The organism is Janthinobacterium sp. SUN176, from assembly GCF_030587335.1.
Taxonomy (GTDB): Bacteria; Pseudomonadota; Gammaproteobacteria; order Burkholderiales; family Burkholderiaceae_D; genus Janthinobacterium; species Janthinobacterium kumbetense.
Genome location: NZ_JAPWIA010000003.1, coordinates 129,514 through 144,944, shown reverse-complemented (window position 1 = coordinate 144,944; position 15,431 = coordinate 129,514). Strand labels below are relative to the sequence as shown.

Genomic DNA, 15,431 nt, shown 5'->3' with positions numbered 1-15,431 from the left:
GCCGGGACGTGCGCGGGACTAGAACGCCAGCCGTCCTTGCAGGTAAACCATGCGCGGCGCGCCCACCAGCTTGCCCAGGTTGCCGTCCGAGGTGCGCGTGAAGTAGCGCTTGTCGGTGAGGTTGTTGACGCCGGCAACCAGTTCCAGGCCGTTCTGGCCCGGTACTTTCCATTTCACTTGCGTGTTCCACGTACGGAAGCCGGGAATGACGCCCACGCTGCCGGCCAGGTTTTCCGCCACGGTGTTGGCCTCGTCGGCGAACTGGCGGCTCTGGTGGCTGCTCGACAGGTCGAAGCCCCAGGCGCCCAGCTGGTAGTGGGCGCCGACGGTGTCCGTGGTGCGCGAATAGAAGGGCACGTCATTGCCCGCGTTCACGCCATCCTGCAAGGTGGCCTTGGTGTAGGTGTAGGTGGCGTAGGCGTTTAAGCCGGCCAGCGGGCCGGACTGGTCGAAGTGGTAGTCGACGGCCGATTCCAGGCCCCGGTGATGCGTGGCGCCCACGTTGTAGAAAATAGCGTTCTTGCCGCTGCCGACGGACTGGATCTGGTTGTCGAACTTGATGTTGAACAAGGTCGCCTCGGCCGACAGCTGGCCGCTCTTCCAGCGCGCGCCCAGCTCGGCGGTTTTCGCCAGTTCCGGCTGCAGCGCGTTCTTGCTCGACTGTGCATTGAGCTGCGTATTTTGCACGGCGCCAAACGAGCTGTTGTAGTTGCCGAACAGGGTGACGTTGTTGTTGAGCAAATAGGCCACGTTCAGCGAGGGCAGGGCTTTGTTGTTGAGCAACTCGATCTTTTGGTCGGTCGGCAAGTGGTTGAAGCGCACCGTCTTGATGTGCTCGTAGCGCACGCCCGGCGTGATGCGCCAGGCGTCGATGGCGATCTTGTCGTCGATATACACGGCTTGCGCATCGGTGGAGTTGTTGGCGAAGTTCGTCGTTTGTTGCACGCCGCTGGCGATGGCGACGCTGTAGATGCTTTCATCGGCCCGTTCAACCAGGTAGCGGTAGCCGACGGTGACGTCCTGCGACACCTTGCCGGTCGTGAAGCGCTGCGTGTAGCGCGGTTCGATGGCCGTCGTTTCATAGTTGCGCGGCTGGTGGCCCAGGTTGTTTCCGCTGATCAGCGTGCTTTCGCGCGAGCTCTTATTGTAATAGGCGCGCACCTCGAATTCTTGCGTGCCGGAAATGGCATTCAGGTAGCCGATGTCGAAGGCCTTGCGCTCGCCGCTCCAGAAGTCGGTGGGGCGCGTGTTCTGGAACGGGTCCTGCTTGTATTGCGCGGCAGTCAGGCCGCCCGGCGTGCGCGACGTCACGTCATAGTAGGACAGCTTGCCGTACACCTCGGCCGTCGGGCTCAGGTCGTAGCGGAATTTGAGGGCGAAGTCGTTGACCTTCTCATCGCTGCCCACGCGCCAGTCGCTGCCGCGGATGCCGGAATACAGCACGGCCAGGCCCAGGCCGCTGTCGAGCTGGGTACCGGCAAACACGCTGGCCTGCGTGTTGTGGCCCACTTCGCTGTATGAGTTGTAGCGCACGGTGGCGTCGCCCGTGATGCCTGGCGTGGTGGGCACGCGGCGCGTCTTGAAGTTGATGATGCCGCCCACGTTTTGCGGGCCGAAGCGCACGGCGCCGCCGCCGCGCACCACGTCGACCGTTTCGACATTGGCCAGGCTGACGGGTGCGAACGACAGTTGCGGCTGGCCATACGGCGCGACCGACATCGGAATGCCATCGAGCAAGACCGTGCTGCGCGGCGAATAGCGTCCGGCCAGGCCGCGCACGCCGATATTCAGGGAAATGGCGCTGCCGGCGCTGCCCGAGTTGTCGCTGATCTGCACGCCGGGAATGCGGCGCATCACGTCGCTGAGGCTGGTCGCGCCCGAGTTTTCGATGTCATCCTTTTGCACCACCGTGCGGGCGCCCGCGAAATTTTTCGTGCTGGCGGCCATGCTGGTGCCCAGCAGGTTGCTGCTGACCTGGATGGATTCCAGGATGGGACCGGCGTCATTGGCGGTACTGGCCGTATTGGCGTCCTGTGCCTGCGCGGCAAGGGACGCGCCCAGGCAAGCGAGGGCGATGGCCAGCGCGCACGGGCGCAGCGAAAAAGGCAGTGGGGAAAGTGTGGCGGCCATGCATGGATCTCCGTAGGGACAATGGTTGCGCGGGCATTTTTGGCGGCGCGACAACATCGTGGCGTGGGCATCCTGCGCAAGGGGATAAGAATGATAATGATTCTCATTTTATCCGTCAATTGCGAATATTGCGTAGTGGCGGTATGCCTGCCCGCAGGGTGGGGAAGTGTTGCTGGCGCGGTACAGCGGGCGGTCTTGATTGCCGCTTGGCACCAGTGCTCGGGTGCGGCGGCATTGTGCGCGCTTCTTGTATACTCCCGTTTTTGCAGCCGTCAGACGTGAACGTACAATGAGCCAGACAACTGAAACGACACCAGGCAATCCCCCCGTGGAACGCCGCCAGGGCGACCAGCCGGCAAGTGCTGCGCGCAAATTGAATCTGCTGGTGGTCGACGACAACCAGGAAGTGGGCGAATCGCTGGCCATGCTGCTCGAAGCGCTGGGTCACCACGCGGTGGTGGTGCGCAACTGGCAGATGGCCGTCGAGCAAGTCAAGCTGTGCGTGCCCGACGCCGTCTACCTCGACATCGAAATGCCCGGCATCAGCGGCATCGAAATCGGCCGCCGCCTGCACCACAACCCCGAAACGGCCAACGCCGTGCTGATCGCCGTCACCGGCCACAGCCTGCCCATGTACATGGACGACGCGCTGGCCGTGGGCTTTCGCCACTTCCTCGTGAAACCTGTGCGTCTGGACGACCTGGCGACGACGGTGCAGTCGGTGCTGGCGGGCTGAAATGTGTGCTATGGTTTGCGGCCCATCCCCGGGCATCCGGATACAGGCACGCAATGACCATGCATTCCCCGCAGCAAGCTGCAAGTACCGACCTGGCCAGCCGCTATCTGGGCGTACTGGCCGATTTTGATACGGCCTTGCTGGACCGCCATGCGCCGCATGCCGATGCGGAAAAGCTCTCGGGTCTCTTTCTCCCCAGCGTGCCGCCCAACTGGCTTGGCGCCCGGCAGCGCATCATGATCGTGGGCTGCGAAACGCGGCAATGGAATGTGTTGCCGGTAGGGGAGCGTTTTAGTTCCCTGGAGTACTATGTTGAGCGGTCGATGGCCGTGCACCAGGCTTACTTTGCGCAGCAATTGTCACGCGCGGATATCAAGGGCCGTGCCTTTCATAATTTCACGCGCGCGGTGGCCCGGCGTTCCGGCAGCGATGGCTTGATCTATGCCAATCTGCTGTGCATGGCGTGGAATAAAGGTAGTCCCGTCAAATGTCGGCATTTTGAGGTCATCAAGAAGTACTCCAAACTGCTGCTGGATGTACAAATCGATTTCTTCCAGCCCGAGATCATCATCTTTGCCAATGGCAGCGCCACCGCCGGGCACCGGCGCGATTTCTTTCCGCTGGCCCGCGATGCGCAGGACAAGGCGCTGGGTTGCGATTACGTCGAGGATGGCATACCGAATGCGCAATTGTGGCAGTTCCCGCTGGATCACAGGGATTGCTACCGCATCCAGCATCCTTCGTCGCGCTCGCCAAGTTCAGCGCGGGCGCGCGAGTTTTTGCTGGGCCTGCTCCCCGCCCGCTGAGAGGACGCCCCGGCAGTGCCATGCCGCCGGGATACCGTTCGTCTGTTAGGGCCGGCTCAGCGACCACTGCTGATTATTCGCATTGGTCAGGTTCCACTGGATAATTTGCGCGTTTTCCAACGTGCTCAGGTTCAGGACGTCCAGGGTCAGGTTGCTGTAGCGGTTGGTAATTGTCTGGTAGCCGGACGCGGGGCTGGCGAAGCGCCATTGCTGGCCCAGTCCGCCCCAGTAGCTCCATTGGGCGATATTCGTGCCCGCCGTGGTCGAGTTGTTGTAGTCGTCCAGGCCCAGCAGGCTGTTCGCATTGATCAGGCTATAGTACCCGTCGCCATGCCCCACCACATACCATTGCTGGTGTTTCCCTCCCGTATAGGTTTGCTGCTGCACCAGCGCGCCATTCGCCGTGCCGGCGCCGGCCACGGCCAGCGCTTTGCCGCTCAGGCGCGAGCGCAGCACCGTGGGGCCGTCCGAGATGCCGCCGCAGCTGGCGACCGTAAAATTGCGCGTCAGGCTGGGCCAGCCATCGCCGTACGTCATCTTTAATATGTCGAGCTTGGCCGCGCCATTGTCGTTGACGTCGTAGTAGTGGACCGAGGTGTAGTTGCAGCCATCCTGCTTGAGCACGCCGATATGGCCCGGTCCCTTGTACTTGCCGTCGAGGTTGGGCAGCACCGTGCGCGTGCCGCTGTACGGCCCCGTCACGCTGCTGGCGCGTTGCACTTCCACATAGTATGTGCTGGCGGCGCCCTGGCAGCATTTGCCGCGGTTGACGAACAGATAGTAATACTCGCCGTCGCGCGTGATGTAGGGCGCTTCGATATCCTTGCCGCTGCCACCGAGGATGGTGGTGACGTTGCCGCTCGTCTTGCCTGTCGCCTGGTTGATTTCCGTCACGCCGATGCCGCCGAAAAACGAGCCGTAGGACATATAGACCTTGCCGTCGTAGTCGCGGAACAGGGCCGGGTCGATGGCATTGATTTCCGCACCGCCCCCATACGATTGCACGACGATGCCCAGGTCCGTCCAGCTGGGATTTTTCAGCGAAGCCGAGCGGGCCACGCCGATGGCCGACACGGAGGTGCCGAAGGTGGACACCGAGTAATACAGATAATAGTAGCCATTCATGTGGATCACGTCCGGCGCCCAGTACGAGCCGCTGAAGTTGGGGATTTTATTGGCGATCCAGGCCGGCGGCGTGCTGAACACGGGCGCAGGGCCGGCCGACCATTTCAGCAGGTCCGTCGAGGTGGAATACCAGATGCCGTCGCCCGTGGTGAAATTGAAATACGTGTCGCCGTCTTTTGTCAGGGTACCGGGGTCGTGCGCATTCGGTACGCCCGTCAGGGTGATCGCCTGCGCATGGGCGCAGAACATCAGGCAGAGTGCTGCCAGGATTTGCTTCATCGTTGTCTCCGTACTGTTTTTATGGGGCGGTCCAGGCCGCACCCCAGAGTAGGGCGATGGTCAAATTTGCACTAATGAATTTTTTGCAGGAAGCGATACCGGGGCCGATATCGGTGAAGGCAGAAAGCGGCGCCGGAATAGAAAAAGCCCGGTTCGAAAACCGGGCTCTTCTTTATTCTGTGGGGTGGCTGATGGGGCTCGAACCCACGACAACAGGAATCACAATCCTGGACTCTACCAACTGAGCTACAGCCACCACTGTCTTACTTACCTGTTTAGCTGTTTTGCTGAACAGGTGCCGAATTATACAAAGAACTCGGCAAAGTGGCAAATCTAAATGCAGTCTTTTTTAAAGAATCGAAAGATTGCATGAAAACGGTCGCTTTTGCTCACCCAGCTCACACGGACAGGTGTTCGACGGGCGGGTGCAAGTCCAGCAAACCGGCGAAGGCTTTCGCCAGGGACTCGACCTTGGCCGTCGTGTAGCCTTGCAGTCGTGGCGCGTCGTTGTTGATGCGGCGCAAGCTTGCCGCATCGAGCAGGCGGGCCAGCTGGCGCGCCACGGCGTCGCCCGTGTCCACCAGGGTGATCTGTTCCTGCGTGTGGGCGCGCACCGTGCGTTCGATGGCGTCCTGCACGAACAGGTAGTGCGTGCAGCCCAGCACCAGCGTGTCGACGCCTTGTTCCAGCATGGGGGCGATGTAGCGTTCCAGCATGGCGCTGGTGGCGTCCAGCGGATCGGTGCCCAGCTCGCATTGCTCGATGCGGTCGGCCAGGCCGATGCAGGGCTGCAAGATGAACGTGGCGCCCGTGGCGGCGCTCACCTGCTCGCGCAAGGCCAGCAGTTTGTCGCCGCGCAAGGCGCGTTCCGTGGCCAGCACGGCGATCTTGCCGTTGCGGCTGATGCCTGCCGCCGGTTTCAAGCCCGGTTCGACGCCGACGATGGGCAGGTCGGGGTAGCGCGCGCGCAGCGCCTTGATGGCGGCGATGGTGGCCGTGTTGCAGGCCACGACCAGCGCCTTCGCGCCTTGCTGCAATAAAAAGGCGGTGATCGCCAGCGAACGGTCGATCACTTGCTGTTCCGTCTTGTCGCCATACGGCGCATAGCCGGAATCGGCAAAGTAGATCAGGTCTTCCTGCGGCAGCTGCGCGCGGATATGGCGCAGTACCGACAGGCCGCCCACGCCGGAGTCAAAAATGCCGATGGGGGCGTCCGGGCGGGCATTGCTTGCAATAGAAGTCATATAAAGCCGAAGAAGATAAAAAAACGCCGCGCTGTGTTGCCGCGCGGCGTTAATGGTAGTGCTTGTTTAAGCGACCGTCACGGGAATCTTGCTGACGCTATTGAGTTGCTCGATCTTCGCCTGCCACTCTTTCGGGCCCGTGTTGTGCACGGAGGTGCCTTTCGAGTCCACGGCCACCGTCACCGGCATGTCGACGACGTCGAATTCGTAGATGGCTTCCATGCCCATGTCGGCAAAGCCCAGCACTTTCGCGCCCTTGATGGCTTTCGACACCAGGTAGGCGGAACCGCCCACGGCCATCAGGTAGGCCGACTGGTGTTTCTGGATCGATTCGATGGCGATGGGACCGCGTTCGGCCTTGCCGATCATGGCGATCAAGCCCGTCTGTTCCAGCATCATGTCGGTGAACTTGTCCATGCGGGTGGCGGTCGTCGGGCCGGCCGGGCCGACCACTTCGTCGCGCACCGGGTCGACCGGGCCGACGTAATAGATCACGCGGTTCTTGAAGTCGACCGGCAACTCTTCGCCCTTGGCCAGCATGTCCTGGATGCGCTTGTGCGCGGCGTCGCGGCCCGTCAGCATCTTGCCGTTCAACAGCAAGGTCTGGCCCGGCGTCCACGAAGCGACTTCTTCCTTCGTCAGGGTGTTCAGGTCGACGCGCTTGGATTTTTCCGTGTCCGGCGTCCAGTGCACTTCCGGCCACGACGACAGCGATGGCGGTTCCATGTAGGCAGGGCCCGAGCCGTCGAGCACGAAGTGGCCGTGGCGCGTGGCGGCGCAGTTCGGGATCATGGCGACAGGCTTCGACGCGGCGTGCGTCGGGTGCATCATGATCTTGACGTCGAGCACGGTCGTCAGGCCGCCCAGGCCCTGCGCGCCGATGCCCAGCGAGTTGATCTTGTCGCACAGCTCGATACGCAATTCTTCCAGTTTATTTTGCGGGCCGCGTTGTTTCAGCTCAAACATGTCGATGTCTTCCATTAACACTTCTTTTGCCATCAGCATGGCTTTTTCGGCCGTGCCGCCGATGCCGATGCCCAGCATGCCAGGCGGGCACCAGCCGGCGCCCATGGTCGGCACGGTCTTCATGACCCAGTCCACCAGCGAGTCGGATGGGTTCATCATGATCATCTTCGACTTGTTTTCCGAACCGCCGCCCTTGGCAGCCACTTTCACGTCGACGGTATTGCCTTCAACCAATTCCATGTGCACGACGGCTGGCGTGTTGTCCTTGGTGTTCTTGCGGTCGAAATGCGGGTCGGCCACGATGGAGGCGCGCAGCTTGTTGTCGTCGAAGTTGTACGCGCGGCGCACGCCTTCGTTGACGGCGTCGGTAACCGTGCCGCTGAAGCCTTCGAAGCGCACACCCATGCCGATTTTCAGGAAGACGTTGACGATACCCGTGTCCTGGCAAATCGGACGTTTGCCTTCCGCGCACATGCGCGAGTTGGTCAGGATTTGCGCGATCGCATCTTTTGCCGCCGGGCTTTGCTCGGCCGCATAGGCGCGCGCCAGGTGTTCGATGTAATCAGCAGGGTGGTAGTAGCTAATGTACTGCAACGCTGCGGCGACGGATTCGATCAGGTCTTCTTGCTTTATGACAGTCATGGTGTTCTCGCGGTAGATAAGAAGGGTAAGACTCTTTACTAATACTAGTTACTGCATTGGAATGACAAAGCCCATGGCCGCTGCTGGCAGCCATGGGCTTCGGGTTTAATGCGGTCGTGCCTGGTTCTGTGTCACCGTCATGATGCGGTCCGTGTACGCGATCGCCATGGCGGAAATGATGAAGACCATGTGGATCACCGTCTGCGCAATGATCACTTCCATCTTGTAGGAGTTGGCATTGATGAAAGTCTTCAGCAGGTGGATGGACGAGATACCGATGATGGCCATCGCCAATTTCGTCTTCAGTACGGAAGCATTTACATGCGACAACCATTCCGGCTGGTCTGGGTGGTCATCGAGATGCATGCGCGAAACGAAGGTTTCGTAGCCGCCAATAATGACCATGATCAACAGGTTCGAAATCATGACCACGTCGATCAGGCCTAATACCACCAGCATGATGGTCGCTTCGTTCAGCTTGGTCGGCAGGGCGCTGCCGGGCACGGCGACGGCCGTCAGTACGTGCTGCAAGGCTGCATCATTGCCGAACACGGCGCCGATCAGGTCGGATAATTCCACCCAGAAATGGAAGACATACACGCATTGTGCGAGGATCAGGCCCAGGTACAGCGGCAACTGCAGCCAGCGCGACATGAAGATGAAGGCGGACAATGGATGCAGCTTGGTATGTTTGGCAGACGGTGGTAGGTGGTCGATCATGTAGGGGTTCCTGGGGGGAGTAAATACCAATTTTTGGCATGCCCGACATTTTACACTTGCTGTCGATTACTGCGCATGGCCTTGCTCTGTATTATTGGGTTTGATGAAACACAAAGTGGTATTGAAGCTTCGGCGCGCCAGGCATTTTCCCAGTGAAAATACTGTACGGCGTCCCCTTGACGCCCATCGCCGAAGGCGCTTATGGTTAGCCTTGACGGAGGAAAACGCTGCAGAAAATGCGCAATGTAAGGCGTCCGTAAGACATGGCGCTTATCGTGTTAGCAAACAATTACTACACTGGAGACAAGCATGGCCGCTACAGAAAACCAAGGACAGGGCACGCAGCAGCAAGGACCAGAAGAGTCGCGCGTATTTGAACCATCGGCGGCCTTTGCCGCACAAGCCACCATTTCCGGCATGGCCGCGTACCAGGCCATGGTGAAAGAGGCGGAAACCGATTACGAAGGCTTCTGGGCCAGGCTGGCGCGCGAAAACCTGAGCTGGAAAAAGCCGTTCACCCGCACCCTGAACGAAGACAATGCCCCGTTCTACAAATGGTTCGAAGACGGCCAGCTGAACGTGTCGTACAACTGCCTGGACCGCAACATCGAAAACGGCCTGGGCGACAAGACGGCCATCATTTTCGAAGCGGACGACGGCACCGTTACCAAGGCCACCTATAAAGAACTGCACGAAAAAGTCTGCAAGCTCGCCAACGGCCTGAAATCCAAGGGCATCGCCAAGGGCGACCGCGTCATCATCTATATGTCGATGTCCGTCGAAGGCGTTGCCGCCATGCAAGCCTGCGCGCGCATCGGCGCCACCCACTCCGTCGTGTTCGGCGGCTTTTCCGCGAAATCCTTGCAGGAGCGCATCATCGACGCGGGCGCCGTGGCCGTCATCACGGGCGACGAGCAATTGCGCGGGGGCAAGAAGCTGCCATTGAAATCCATCGTCGACGAAGCGCTGGCGCTGGGCGGCTGCGATACCGTGAAAAACGTCATCGTCTACAAGCGCACGGGCAGCGACTTGCCGATGGTGGCGGGCCGTGACACGTGGCTGCACGACCTGGTCGCAGGCCAGTCGGCGCAATGCGAACCGGAATGGGTCGATGCCGAGCATCCACTGTTCATCTTGTACACATCCGGTTCGACGGGCACGCCGAAGGGCGTGCAGCATTCGAGCGGCGGCTACCTGCTGTGGGCCGCGCTGACGATGAAGTGGAGCTTCGACATCAAGCCCGACGACGTGTTCTGGTGCACGGCCGACATCGGCTGGGTGACGGGCCACAGCTACATCGCGTATGGCCCGATGGCCGTAGGCGCCACGCAAGTGGTGTTCGAAGGCATCCCGACCTACCCGAACGCGGGCCGTTTCTGGGAAACCATCAAGAAGCACAACGTCAGCATCTTCTACACGGCGCCAACGGCCATCCGTTCGCTGATCAAGGCGGCCGACGTGGACCCGAAAGTCCATCCAGGCAACTACGACCTGACCAGCCTGCGTTTGCTGGGCACGGTCGGCGAGCCGATCAATCCGGAAGCGTGGATGTGGTACTACAAGCATATCGGCGGCGAGAAATGCCCGATCGTCGATACCTTCTGGCAAACGGAGACGGGCGGCCACATGATCACCCCGTTGCCGGGCGCGACGCCGATGGTCCCCGGTTCCTGCACCCTGCCATTGCCGGGCATCATGGCCGCCATCGTCGACGAAGCGGGCCAGGACGTGCCGAACGGCCAGGGCGGCATCCTGGTCGTGAAGCGCCCATGGCCATCGATGATCCGCACGATCTGGAACAACCCCGAGCGTTTCAAGTCCAGCTATTTCCCGGAAGAACTGGGCGGCAAGATGTACCTGGCAGGCGACGGCGCCATCCGCAACAAGGATACGGGCTACTTCACCATCACGGGCCGCATCGATGACGTGCTGAACGTGTCGGGCCACCGCATGGGCACGATGGAAATCGAATCGGCCCTGGTGGCCAACCCGCTGGTGGCCGAAGCGGCCGTGGTGGGCCGTCCGGACGACACGACGGGTGAATCGATCTGCGCCTTCGTCGTGCTCAAGCAAGCGCGTCCGACAGGCGAGGAAGCGAAGAAACTGGCCCTGGAGCTGCGCAACTGGGTCGGCAAGGAAATCGGCCCGATCGCCAAACCGAAGGAAATCCGTTTCGGCGACAACCTGCCGAAAACCCGCTCCGGCAAAATCATGCGCCGCCTGCTGCGCGTGCTGGCCAAGGGCGAGACGATCACGCAAGACGTCTCGACCCTGGAAAACCCGGCCATCCTGGAGCAGTTGAAGGAAGCGTCGTAATGAAAGGTCGGTCCCTGCGGGGGCCGACCACGGCCTGTATTGGGCTGCTGCTTGTCGTTGCCAGCTTTAACTTTTACCCCACGGTAAATAACTTTGGCAGTCCGTAGAATCTTTGCTATAATCTGCGGCTTCGCGACAAGCGAGAAATAGTACGCAATGCGAGCCAGTAGACGCATTGCCTGCAGGAGAGGTGGATGAGTGGTTGAAGTCGCACGCCTGGAAAGCGTGTATAGGTTCATAGCCTATCGGGGGTTCGAATCCCCCTCTCTCCGCCACAGACGAAAAAGAAAAAGCTACCCTCGGGTAGCTTTTTTTTCGTCTGTACGCGGAGAGAAGCAGGGCGCCTGCGCGCCCTGCGCGGGGGATTCGAAGGGTCGGGCCTAACGGCCCGGCCCTCTCCGAATCGACCAACTGCTGCCGCTGCGCGGCAGCCCCGCGCGCCTGCGGCGCGCGTTCGTGGTTCTAATCAGGTTTTTGACTGAGCCAGCCTCTACGACGCCCAATGTATCAGTCCGTGTCAGAATGGCAGACCTGACACCGGTGCGTGCGAACCTTGGCCGAATGTTATCAACGGAGATGGAACGAGTGGTCAAACTGGGCTTGTCGTTTGCATCAACTGCTGAAATATCGAGCAGGAAAGACGGTTGCCTATCTTAGGAGAAGGCGCTGCTTCATGCCCTTCATTGATTAATTAGGGCGATTTTTGAAAATCGTTGCTGAGCGATTTGAGAAGAATGCTAACTGGACAGCATTCAGCTCCCGATATTCTCGAAAGTCCTTACACTACGCCTAAATTCCAGTCGTTTCAGGGAGATACCATTCCACAATATCGCGAATGTTCTGAGGTGCTGAGTAAATCCCAGGTAAAAATACAATCTCATTCTCAGTAACAAGCCGAATATAGGGAATAATTTCGGCAACGCTTTCTGGTGCGAAACCATATCGCATTAACAAAATATGCTCTACATTATCGGTCCCGTAGCGTAGCAGGCCTGACATCTTGATTGATCGAGAGTCGTGGGTTACGTCGCCATAGAGTTTAAAGGCCGCCATAAACACATCAGACAGCGAGAAAGACACAACTTTGTCCATATAGTCATACGTGTCAAACACGACAGCATCGTAACTAACGTCATTTGCTTGCACTCCCGCAAATAAGGGGAATCGTCGTTTTAGCTGACTGTTTGGAAGACTTTCCGCTGGTTGAGCGAATTCAGCTTCTCCTTGATGACCGAAATTCCTCCGCGAAATCTTACTATACCGAATGCCGGCGATCTCCCGGAAGGTGCGGCCTCCAATCGCTAACAAGAAAATTGTAATAGCTGTACGGAAGACTGCTTCTTCTCCATAAAAAAGCTCACGATTTATTGCCTCTTCGAATATAGTCTTTAACTGATTCTTGATAGTTTCGCGAATTTCACGTTTTTCTTCACCCTCAATGCTTGCGCGAATCGTTTCTTTAGTGTAAAGCAAATCTAGGATTTGGCGGCAAGCGGTAAAAATGTGTGGCTGGGAAAGGCGCTCAACTTTTGTTCGGGGGAGGTTGTGTTCATCATCGAAGGAATCAGTGCGAATTGACTCAATCAATTCTTGGAAATCATAAGACGCTTCCGAGAAATCTTCATCGAGCACTGAAATTTCGCTTAAAATATATGTGTCGTTAATTCTATCCGTGTAAAGAATCGGATTAGAGGTAAAAACGTAGCCGAAGTCAAATATCTGTTCTGATGACAATCGCCCTGCACGACCAGTCAAATTTTTGAATGATAACGATTTATCAGCTGACTCGTCGCCGTTAATTCGCATGCTATGTAGCCAGACGATGTCAAATGGCATATTTACACCTTGTGCCAAAGTGTTCGTTGCAAAGCATACGCGAGCGTATTTCTGCCTGATAAATTCTTCGACCAGGAACCGCACGTCCAACGGTACTTAACCGTGATGGATAACGACGCCTTTCTTGAGTAGTGCGACTAGTTTTGAACGGTGGCCGCTTTGATCCGCACCTAACGCGTGCTCAACTTCCTTTATTATGTTTAATGCATGTGTATCGATGACATCCGGGAACGCATCGATATACTCTTTGAATGGATGTAAAAAATTTCCATTGTAGATTGAGGCTTTAGAAACAAAAATTAGTATTGAGTGCGTGCCATTAAATGCGAAGCGCGCGAAACCCCCATCGAATTCTGCGCAATTTGATAGAAGGTGCCCCTTCTTAATAAACGGAGAGAAATAAAAATCGCGTCCGTTACTGTGTTTGTAAACACTTATTTTTCCGACGGTGCCGTGAGTATATGATCTGGCATAGCTTTTTGACTCATCAATATTGTGCTTTTTTAATTGAGCTTCTGGATTGTCCACAAATGGATGGGCGAAAATTATTTTTGCTTTTGGAAAATGCTTCTGTACCCGTCTGACTAGGATATCAAAAATAACACCTCGATCCTTTTCCTCTGAGATCTGAGCTTCGTCAAGGAAAAATACAGAAATATTAAAAGCATCACTTTGCAGAAAAAGTTCACGCGCACGCTCTGGTGTAAGAACAAAAATATATCGCAAATTTCTTTTTTTAAATACCTTGTCAACGAAAGGAGAAACGAACACATTCTTTGATGCTCCAAAGCCACGGCGGATTGACGAAATATACTCCGCTATCAACGCTCTAGATGGCACAATCACTACAGCGTCGCCATTCTGTTGTGAAATAAAGTCCCGTATGGAATATGACTTGCCAGCGCTAGTTGGCGCTGAGATAGAAATGAACTGATTGTCATCGACAGCTCTGCGCACGCTGACTTGGACAGGAGTTAACGATTTCCCATACTGTTTTTTGTAGCCATCACCAACCGCAGACATCATCAGCGAATATAGGTCTTCTGGTTTCTGAATTTTATAAAAAAGACCCATTGTGGAAATAATCCGCTGTTCGACAGAGGAAAATAATTTTGGGTGAAATTCTTTGTATAACGCAACGTCTTCAAGTATGTTAGAGCTTATTGGTCCATTAATGTGAAGCTGCTCTAAAAGGTTTGAAAGATCACGCAAGACGGTTTTTGACTCCTTAATCGAAGTGATTTTCGATTTCGCCATTATTTCACCCCAACCAAATAAATACTATTCACTTTATTTTTTGCTGCTAATGCGGCGGCAGATTTGGCTGCGTTTGCAAAAATCAAATCTGGGTTTTTTCCTTGGATAGAAAATGCTGCAACCATCCCAAACTGTTTGCCTGTTAGGTTTTTTACGCAATTCGGACTAACGAGGCTCTTGAGATGAACTCCATCACGGAAATGTTTCTCGTGGTCGATAAAGTCTTCTGCTTGCGATATCGCCAATGTATATGGATTCGTGTTACTAGAATATTTTGCCTCACCAAAATTAACAAGATCGGCAGGGCAGGTTGTGTGAAAATCAAACCCTTCGTTTCCACTCAGTTTTGGCTTCCATAATTCGGCGATGGGAAGCCTCAGATGTGAGAATATTTTTTCCAGCGCATATGCAGAACTCATCGTCACCATCAACTCGCCAAAGTCTGCGCCAAGCGTTCCTGTGGCGCTAGTAGCTTGGAAAATTCCGACGAGTTTGTTTGCAGTCTCAGTTACGGTCATGTCGTAGGACATGTAGTCGATTGGATCTAGACTTGTCATCCATGACTTGTCTAGAACCCCTCGGGTGATGACTGCAGCGAAGGTAGCAAGATTAGTGACTTCCACAAAGCATAATTTCACGTTTTGCAAACCAGGCGTATCGACCACCTGTTGGTATGCGCATCCCCAGGTTGCATCCACTGTTTGCGTCTGAAATGTTAGTGTCATTTGAGGTTCTTTTTCGATACATCGATCGGCCTTCATGCAAAAAATTATATGCAACTAGGATACAACACTGTATTTACACACCTAGGATGCAGCACTGCAATCAGATTGTCTAGCGATAGCGTTATAAATTTCGTTTATTCACTGGGTTATCTAGTCTGTGAATGTTTTAACCGATTATTCCACTAGCAGCAATAGGAGAGCAAGTATGGTCTGATGGATGTACGAAGCGAAAAAGTGTAGACACGGTAAGTTTCTCGTTGCACACCGCTGTTCGTGAGGAACTAGGCTCAATCGATAAGAGCCAAAAGATCTAGAGACTTTTGGTTCAAATGAAGATGTTGCCAATGGATAATATATGTTGTTAAATTGCACTATTGAGAAAATATGGGGCACCCAAGTCATCTGTCCGTTATGCCACGTCAACCAGAACGCCTGCGATGTTAGTGCTGTTGCTTAGGTGCATGTTGTGTACCGCCAACGGAAAAATATATTCCTAACCAATTACGCTCGCTCTCGCTAGCGACGTGGGGTCAGGTCTGCTATCCGGCACGGGCTGATGCATTGAACACAGCAGAAGCCAGCTCAGTCAGAGCTACGAACATACGCCCTCGGCGCGCGAAGCTGCTCGCGCCCGCGTAGCGGGCAGCAA

The 15,431-nt window shown here is 56.4% G+C and carries 11 protein-coding genes and 2 tRNA genes; 4 read left to right on the top strand and 9 right to left on the bottom strand.

Annotated features, from left to right (window positions below; genetic code table 11):
* Window positions 1-18: 18 nt before the first annotated feature.
* Window positions 19-2,130: a TonB-dependent siderophore receptor gene (locus O3299_RS22000; RefSeq protein ID WP_305063211.1), complete on the bottom strand. Its 2,112-nt coding sequence runs from the start codon at window positions 2,128-2,130 to the stop codon at window positions 19-21.
* A 289-nt stretch (window positions 2,131-2,419) separates the two neighbouring features.
* Between O3299_RS22000 and O3299_RS21995 the strand changes: the two genes are divergently transcribed.
* Window positions 2,420-2,866 (top strand): response regulator, encoded by a 447-nt coding sequence (locus O3299_RS21995; protein ID WP_161789566.1) that lies wholly within the window; start codon window positions 2,420-2,422, stop codon window positions 2,864-2,866.
* Between the two features lie 5 nt (window positions 2,867-2,871).
* Complete coding sequence (locus tag O3299_RS21990; RefSeq protein ID WP_305063210.1) at window positions 2,872-3,672, top strand: hypothetical protein; 801 nt, start codon at window positions 2,872-2,874, stop codon at window positions 3,670-3,672.
* 45 nt (window positions 3,673-3,717) lie between these two features.
* Here the strand turns inward: O3299_RS21990 and O3299_RS21985 are convergent, their stop codons facing one another.
* From O3299_RS21985 to O3299_RS21965, 5 genes are all read right to left on the bottom strand, one after another.
* Window positions 3,718-5,076, bottom strand: coding sequence for a family 43 glycosylhydrolase (locus O3299_RS21985; protein ID WP_305063209.1), 1,359 nt, complete (start codon window positions 5,074-5,076; stop codon window positions 3,718-3,720).
* 180 nt (window positions 5,077-5,256) lie between these two features.
* A tRNA-His gene (locus O3299_RS21980) sits at window positions 5,257-5,332 on the bottom strand.
* 142 nt (window positions 5,333-5,474) lie between these two features.
* Window positions 5,475-6,320 (bottom strand): glutamate racemase, encoded by an 846-nt coding sequence (murI, locus tag O3299_RS21975; protein ID WP_099665279.1) that lies wholly within the window; start codon window positions 6,318-6,320, stop codon window positions 5,475-5,477.
* A gap of 66 nt (window positions 6,321-6,386) precedes the next feature.
* Window positions 6,387-7,928, bottom strand: coding sequence for a fumarate hydratase (locus O3299_RS21970; RefSeq protein WP_251349829.1), 1,542 nt, complete (start codon window positions 7,926-7,928; stop codon window positions 6,387-6,389).
* 105 nt (window positions 7,929-8,033) lie between these two features.
* Window positions 8,034-8,648 (bottom strand): YqhA family protein, encoded by a 615-nt coding sequence (locus tag O3299_RS21965; protein WP_077400355.1) that lies wholly within the window; start codon window positions 8,646-8,648, stop codon window positions 8,034-8,036.
* Window positions 8,649-8,957: 309 nt separating this feature from the next.
* On the opposite strand from O3299_RS21965, the gene acs reads away from it, so the two are divergent.
* Together acs and O3299_RS21955 are read left to right on the top strand one after the other, a co-directional pair.
* A complete protein-coding gene (gene acs / locus O3299_RS21960) occupies window positions 8,958-10,964 on the top strand; it encodes an acetate--CoA ligase (RefSeq protein ID WP_305063208.1) in 2,007 nt (668 codons plus the stop codon).
* 184 nt (window positions 10,965-11,148) lie between these two features.
* A tRNA-Ser gene (locus tag O3299_RS21955) sits at window positions 11,149-11,239 on the top strand.
* A gap of 514 nt (window positions 11,240-11,753) precedes the next feature.
* On the opposite strand, the gene O3299_RS21950 is transcribed toward O3299_RS21955, so the two are convergent.
* The 3 genes from O3299_RS21950 to O3299_RS21940 all read right to left on the bottom strand — a co-directional run bounded on the left by O3299_RS21950 (window position 11,754) and on the right by O3299_RS21940 (window position 14,818).
* A complete protein-coding gene (locus tag O3299_RS21950) occupies window positions 11,754-12,800 on the bottom strand; it encodes a hypothetical protein (protein WP_305063207.1) in 1,047 nt (348 codons plus the stop codon).
* 96 nt (window positions 12,801-12,896) lie between these two features.
* Window positions 12,897-14,057, bottom strand: coding sequence for a DEAD/DEAH box helicase (locus O3299_RS21945; RefSeq protein ID WP_305063206.1), 1,161 nt, complete (start codon window positions 14,055-14,057; stop codon window positions 12,897-12,899).
* A complete protein-coding gene (locus O3299_RS21940) occupies window positions 14,057-14,818 on the bottom strand; it encodes a hypothetical protein (RefSeq protein ID WP_305063205.1) in 762 nt (253 codons plus the stop codon). Before O3299_RS21940 ends, O3299_RS21945 begins: the two co-directional genes overlap by 1 nt.
* Window positions 14,819-15,431: the final 613 nt, after the last annotated feature.

Excerpts from the sequence above, each read along its gene's own strand:
- O3299_RS21970 (WP_251349829.1), bottom strand. The coding sequence starts at position 7,928 with ATGACTGTCATAAAGCAAGAAGACCTGATCGAATCCGTCGCCGCAGCG.
- murI (WP_099665279.1), bottom strand. The coding sequence starts at position 6,320 with ATGACTTCTATTGCAAGCAATGCCCGCCCGGACGCCCCCATCGGCATT.
- O3299_RS21995 (WP_161789566.1), top strand. The coding sequence starts at position 2,420 with ATGAGCCAGACAACTGAAACGACACCAGGCAATCCCCCCGTGGAACGC.
- O3299_RS21985 (WP_305063209.1), bottom strand. The coding sequence starts at position 5,076 with ATGAAGCAAATCCTGGCAGCACTCTGCCTGATGTTCTGCGCCCATGCG.
- O3299_RS21965 (WP_077400355.1), bottom strand. The coding sequence starts at position 8,648 with ATGATCGACCACCTACCACCGTCTGCCAAACATACCAAGCTGCATCCA.
- O3299_RS21940 (WP_305063205.1), bottom strand. The coding sequence starts at position 14,818 with ATGAAGGCCGATCGATGTATCGAAAAAGAACCTCAAATGACACTAACA.
- O3299_RS21950 (WP_305063207.1), bottom strand. The coding sequence starts at position 12,800 with ATGCCATTTGACATCGTCTGGCTACATAGCATGCGAATTAACGGCGAC.
- acs (WP_305063208.1), top strand. The coding sequence starts at position 8,958 with ATGGCCGCTACAGAAAACCAAGGACAGGGCACGCAGCAGCAAGGACCA.
- O3299_RS21945 (WP_305063206.1), bottom strand. The coding sequence starts at position 14,057 with ATGGCGAAATCGAAAATCACTTCGATTAAGGAGTCAAAAACCGTCTTG.
- O3299_RS22000 (WP_305063211.1), bottom strand. The coding sequence starts at position 2,130 with ATGGCCGCCACACTTTCCCCACTGCCTTTTTCGCTGCGCCCGTGCGCG.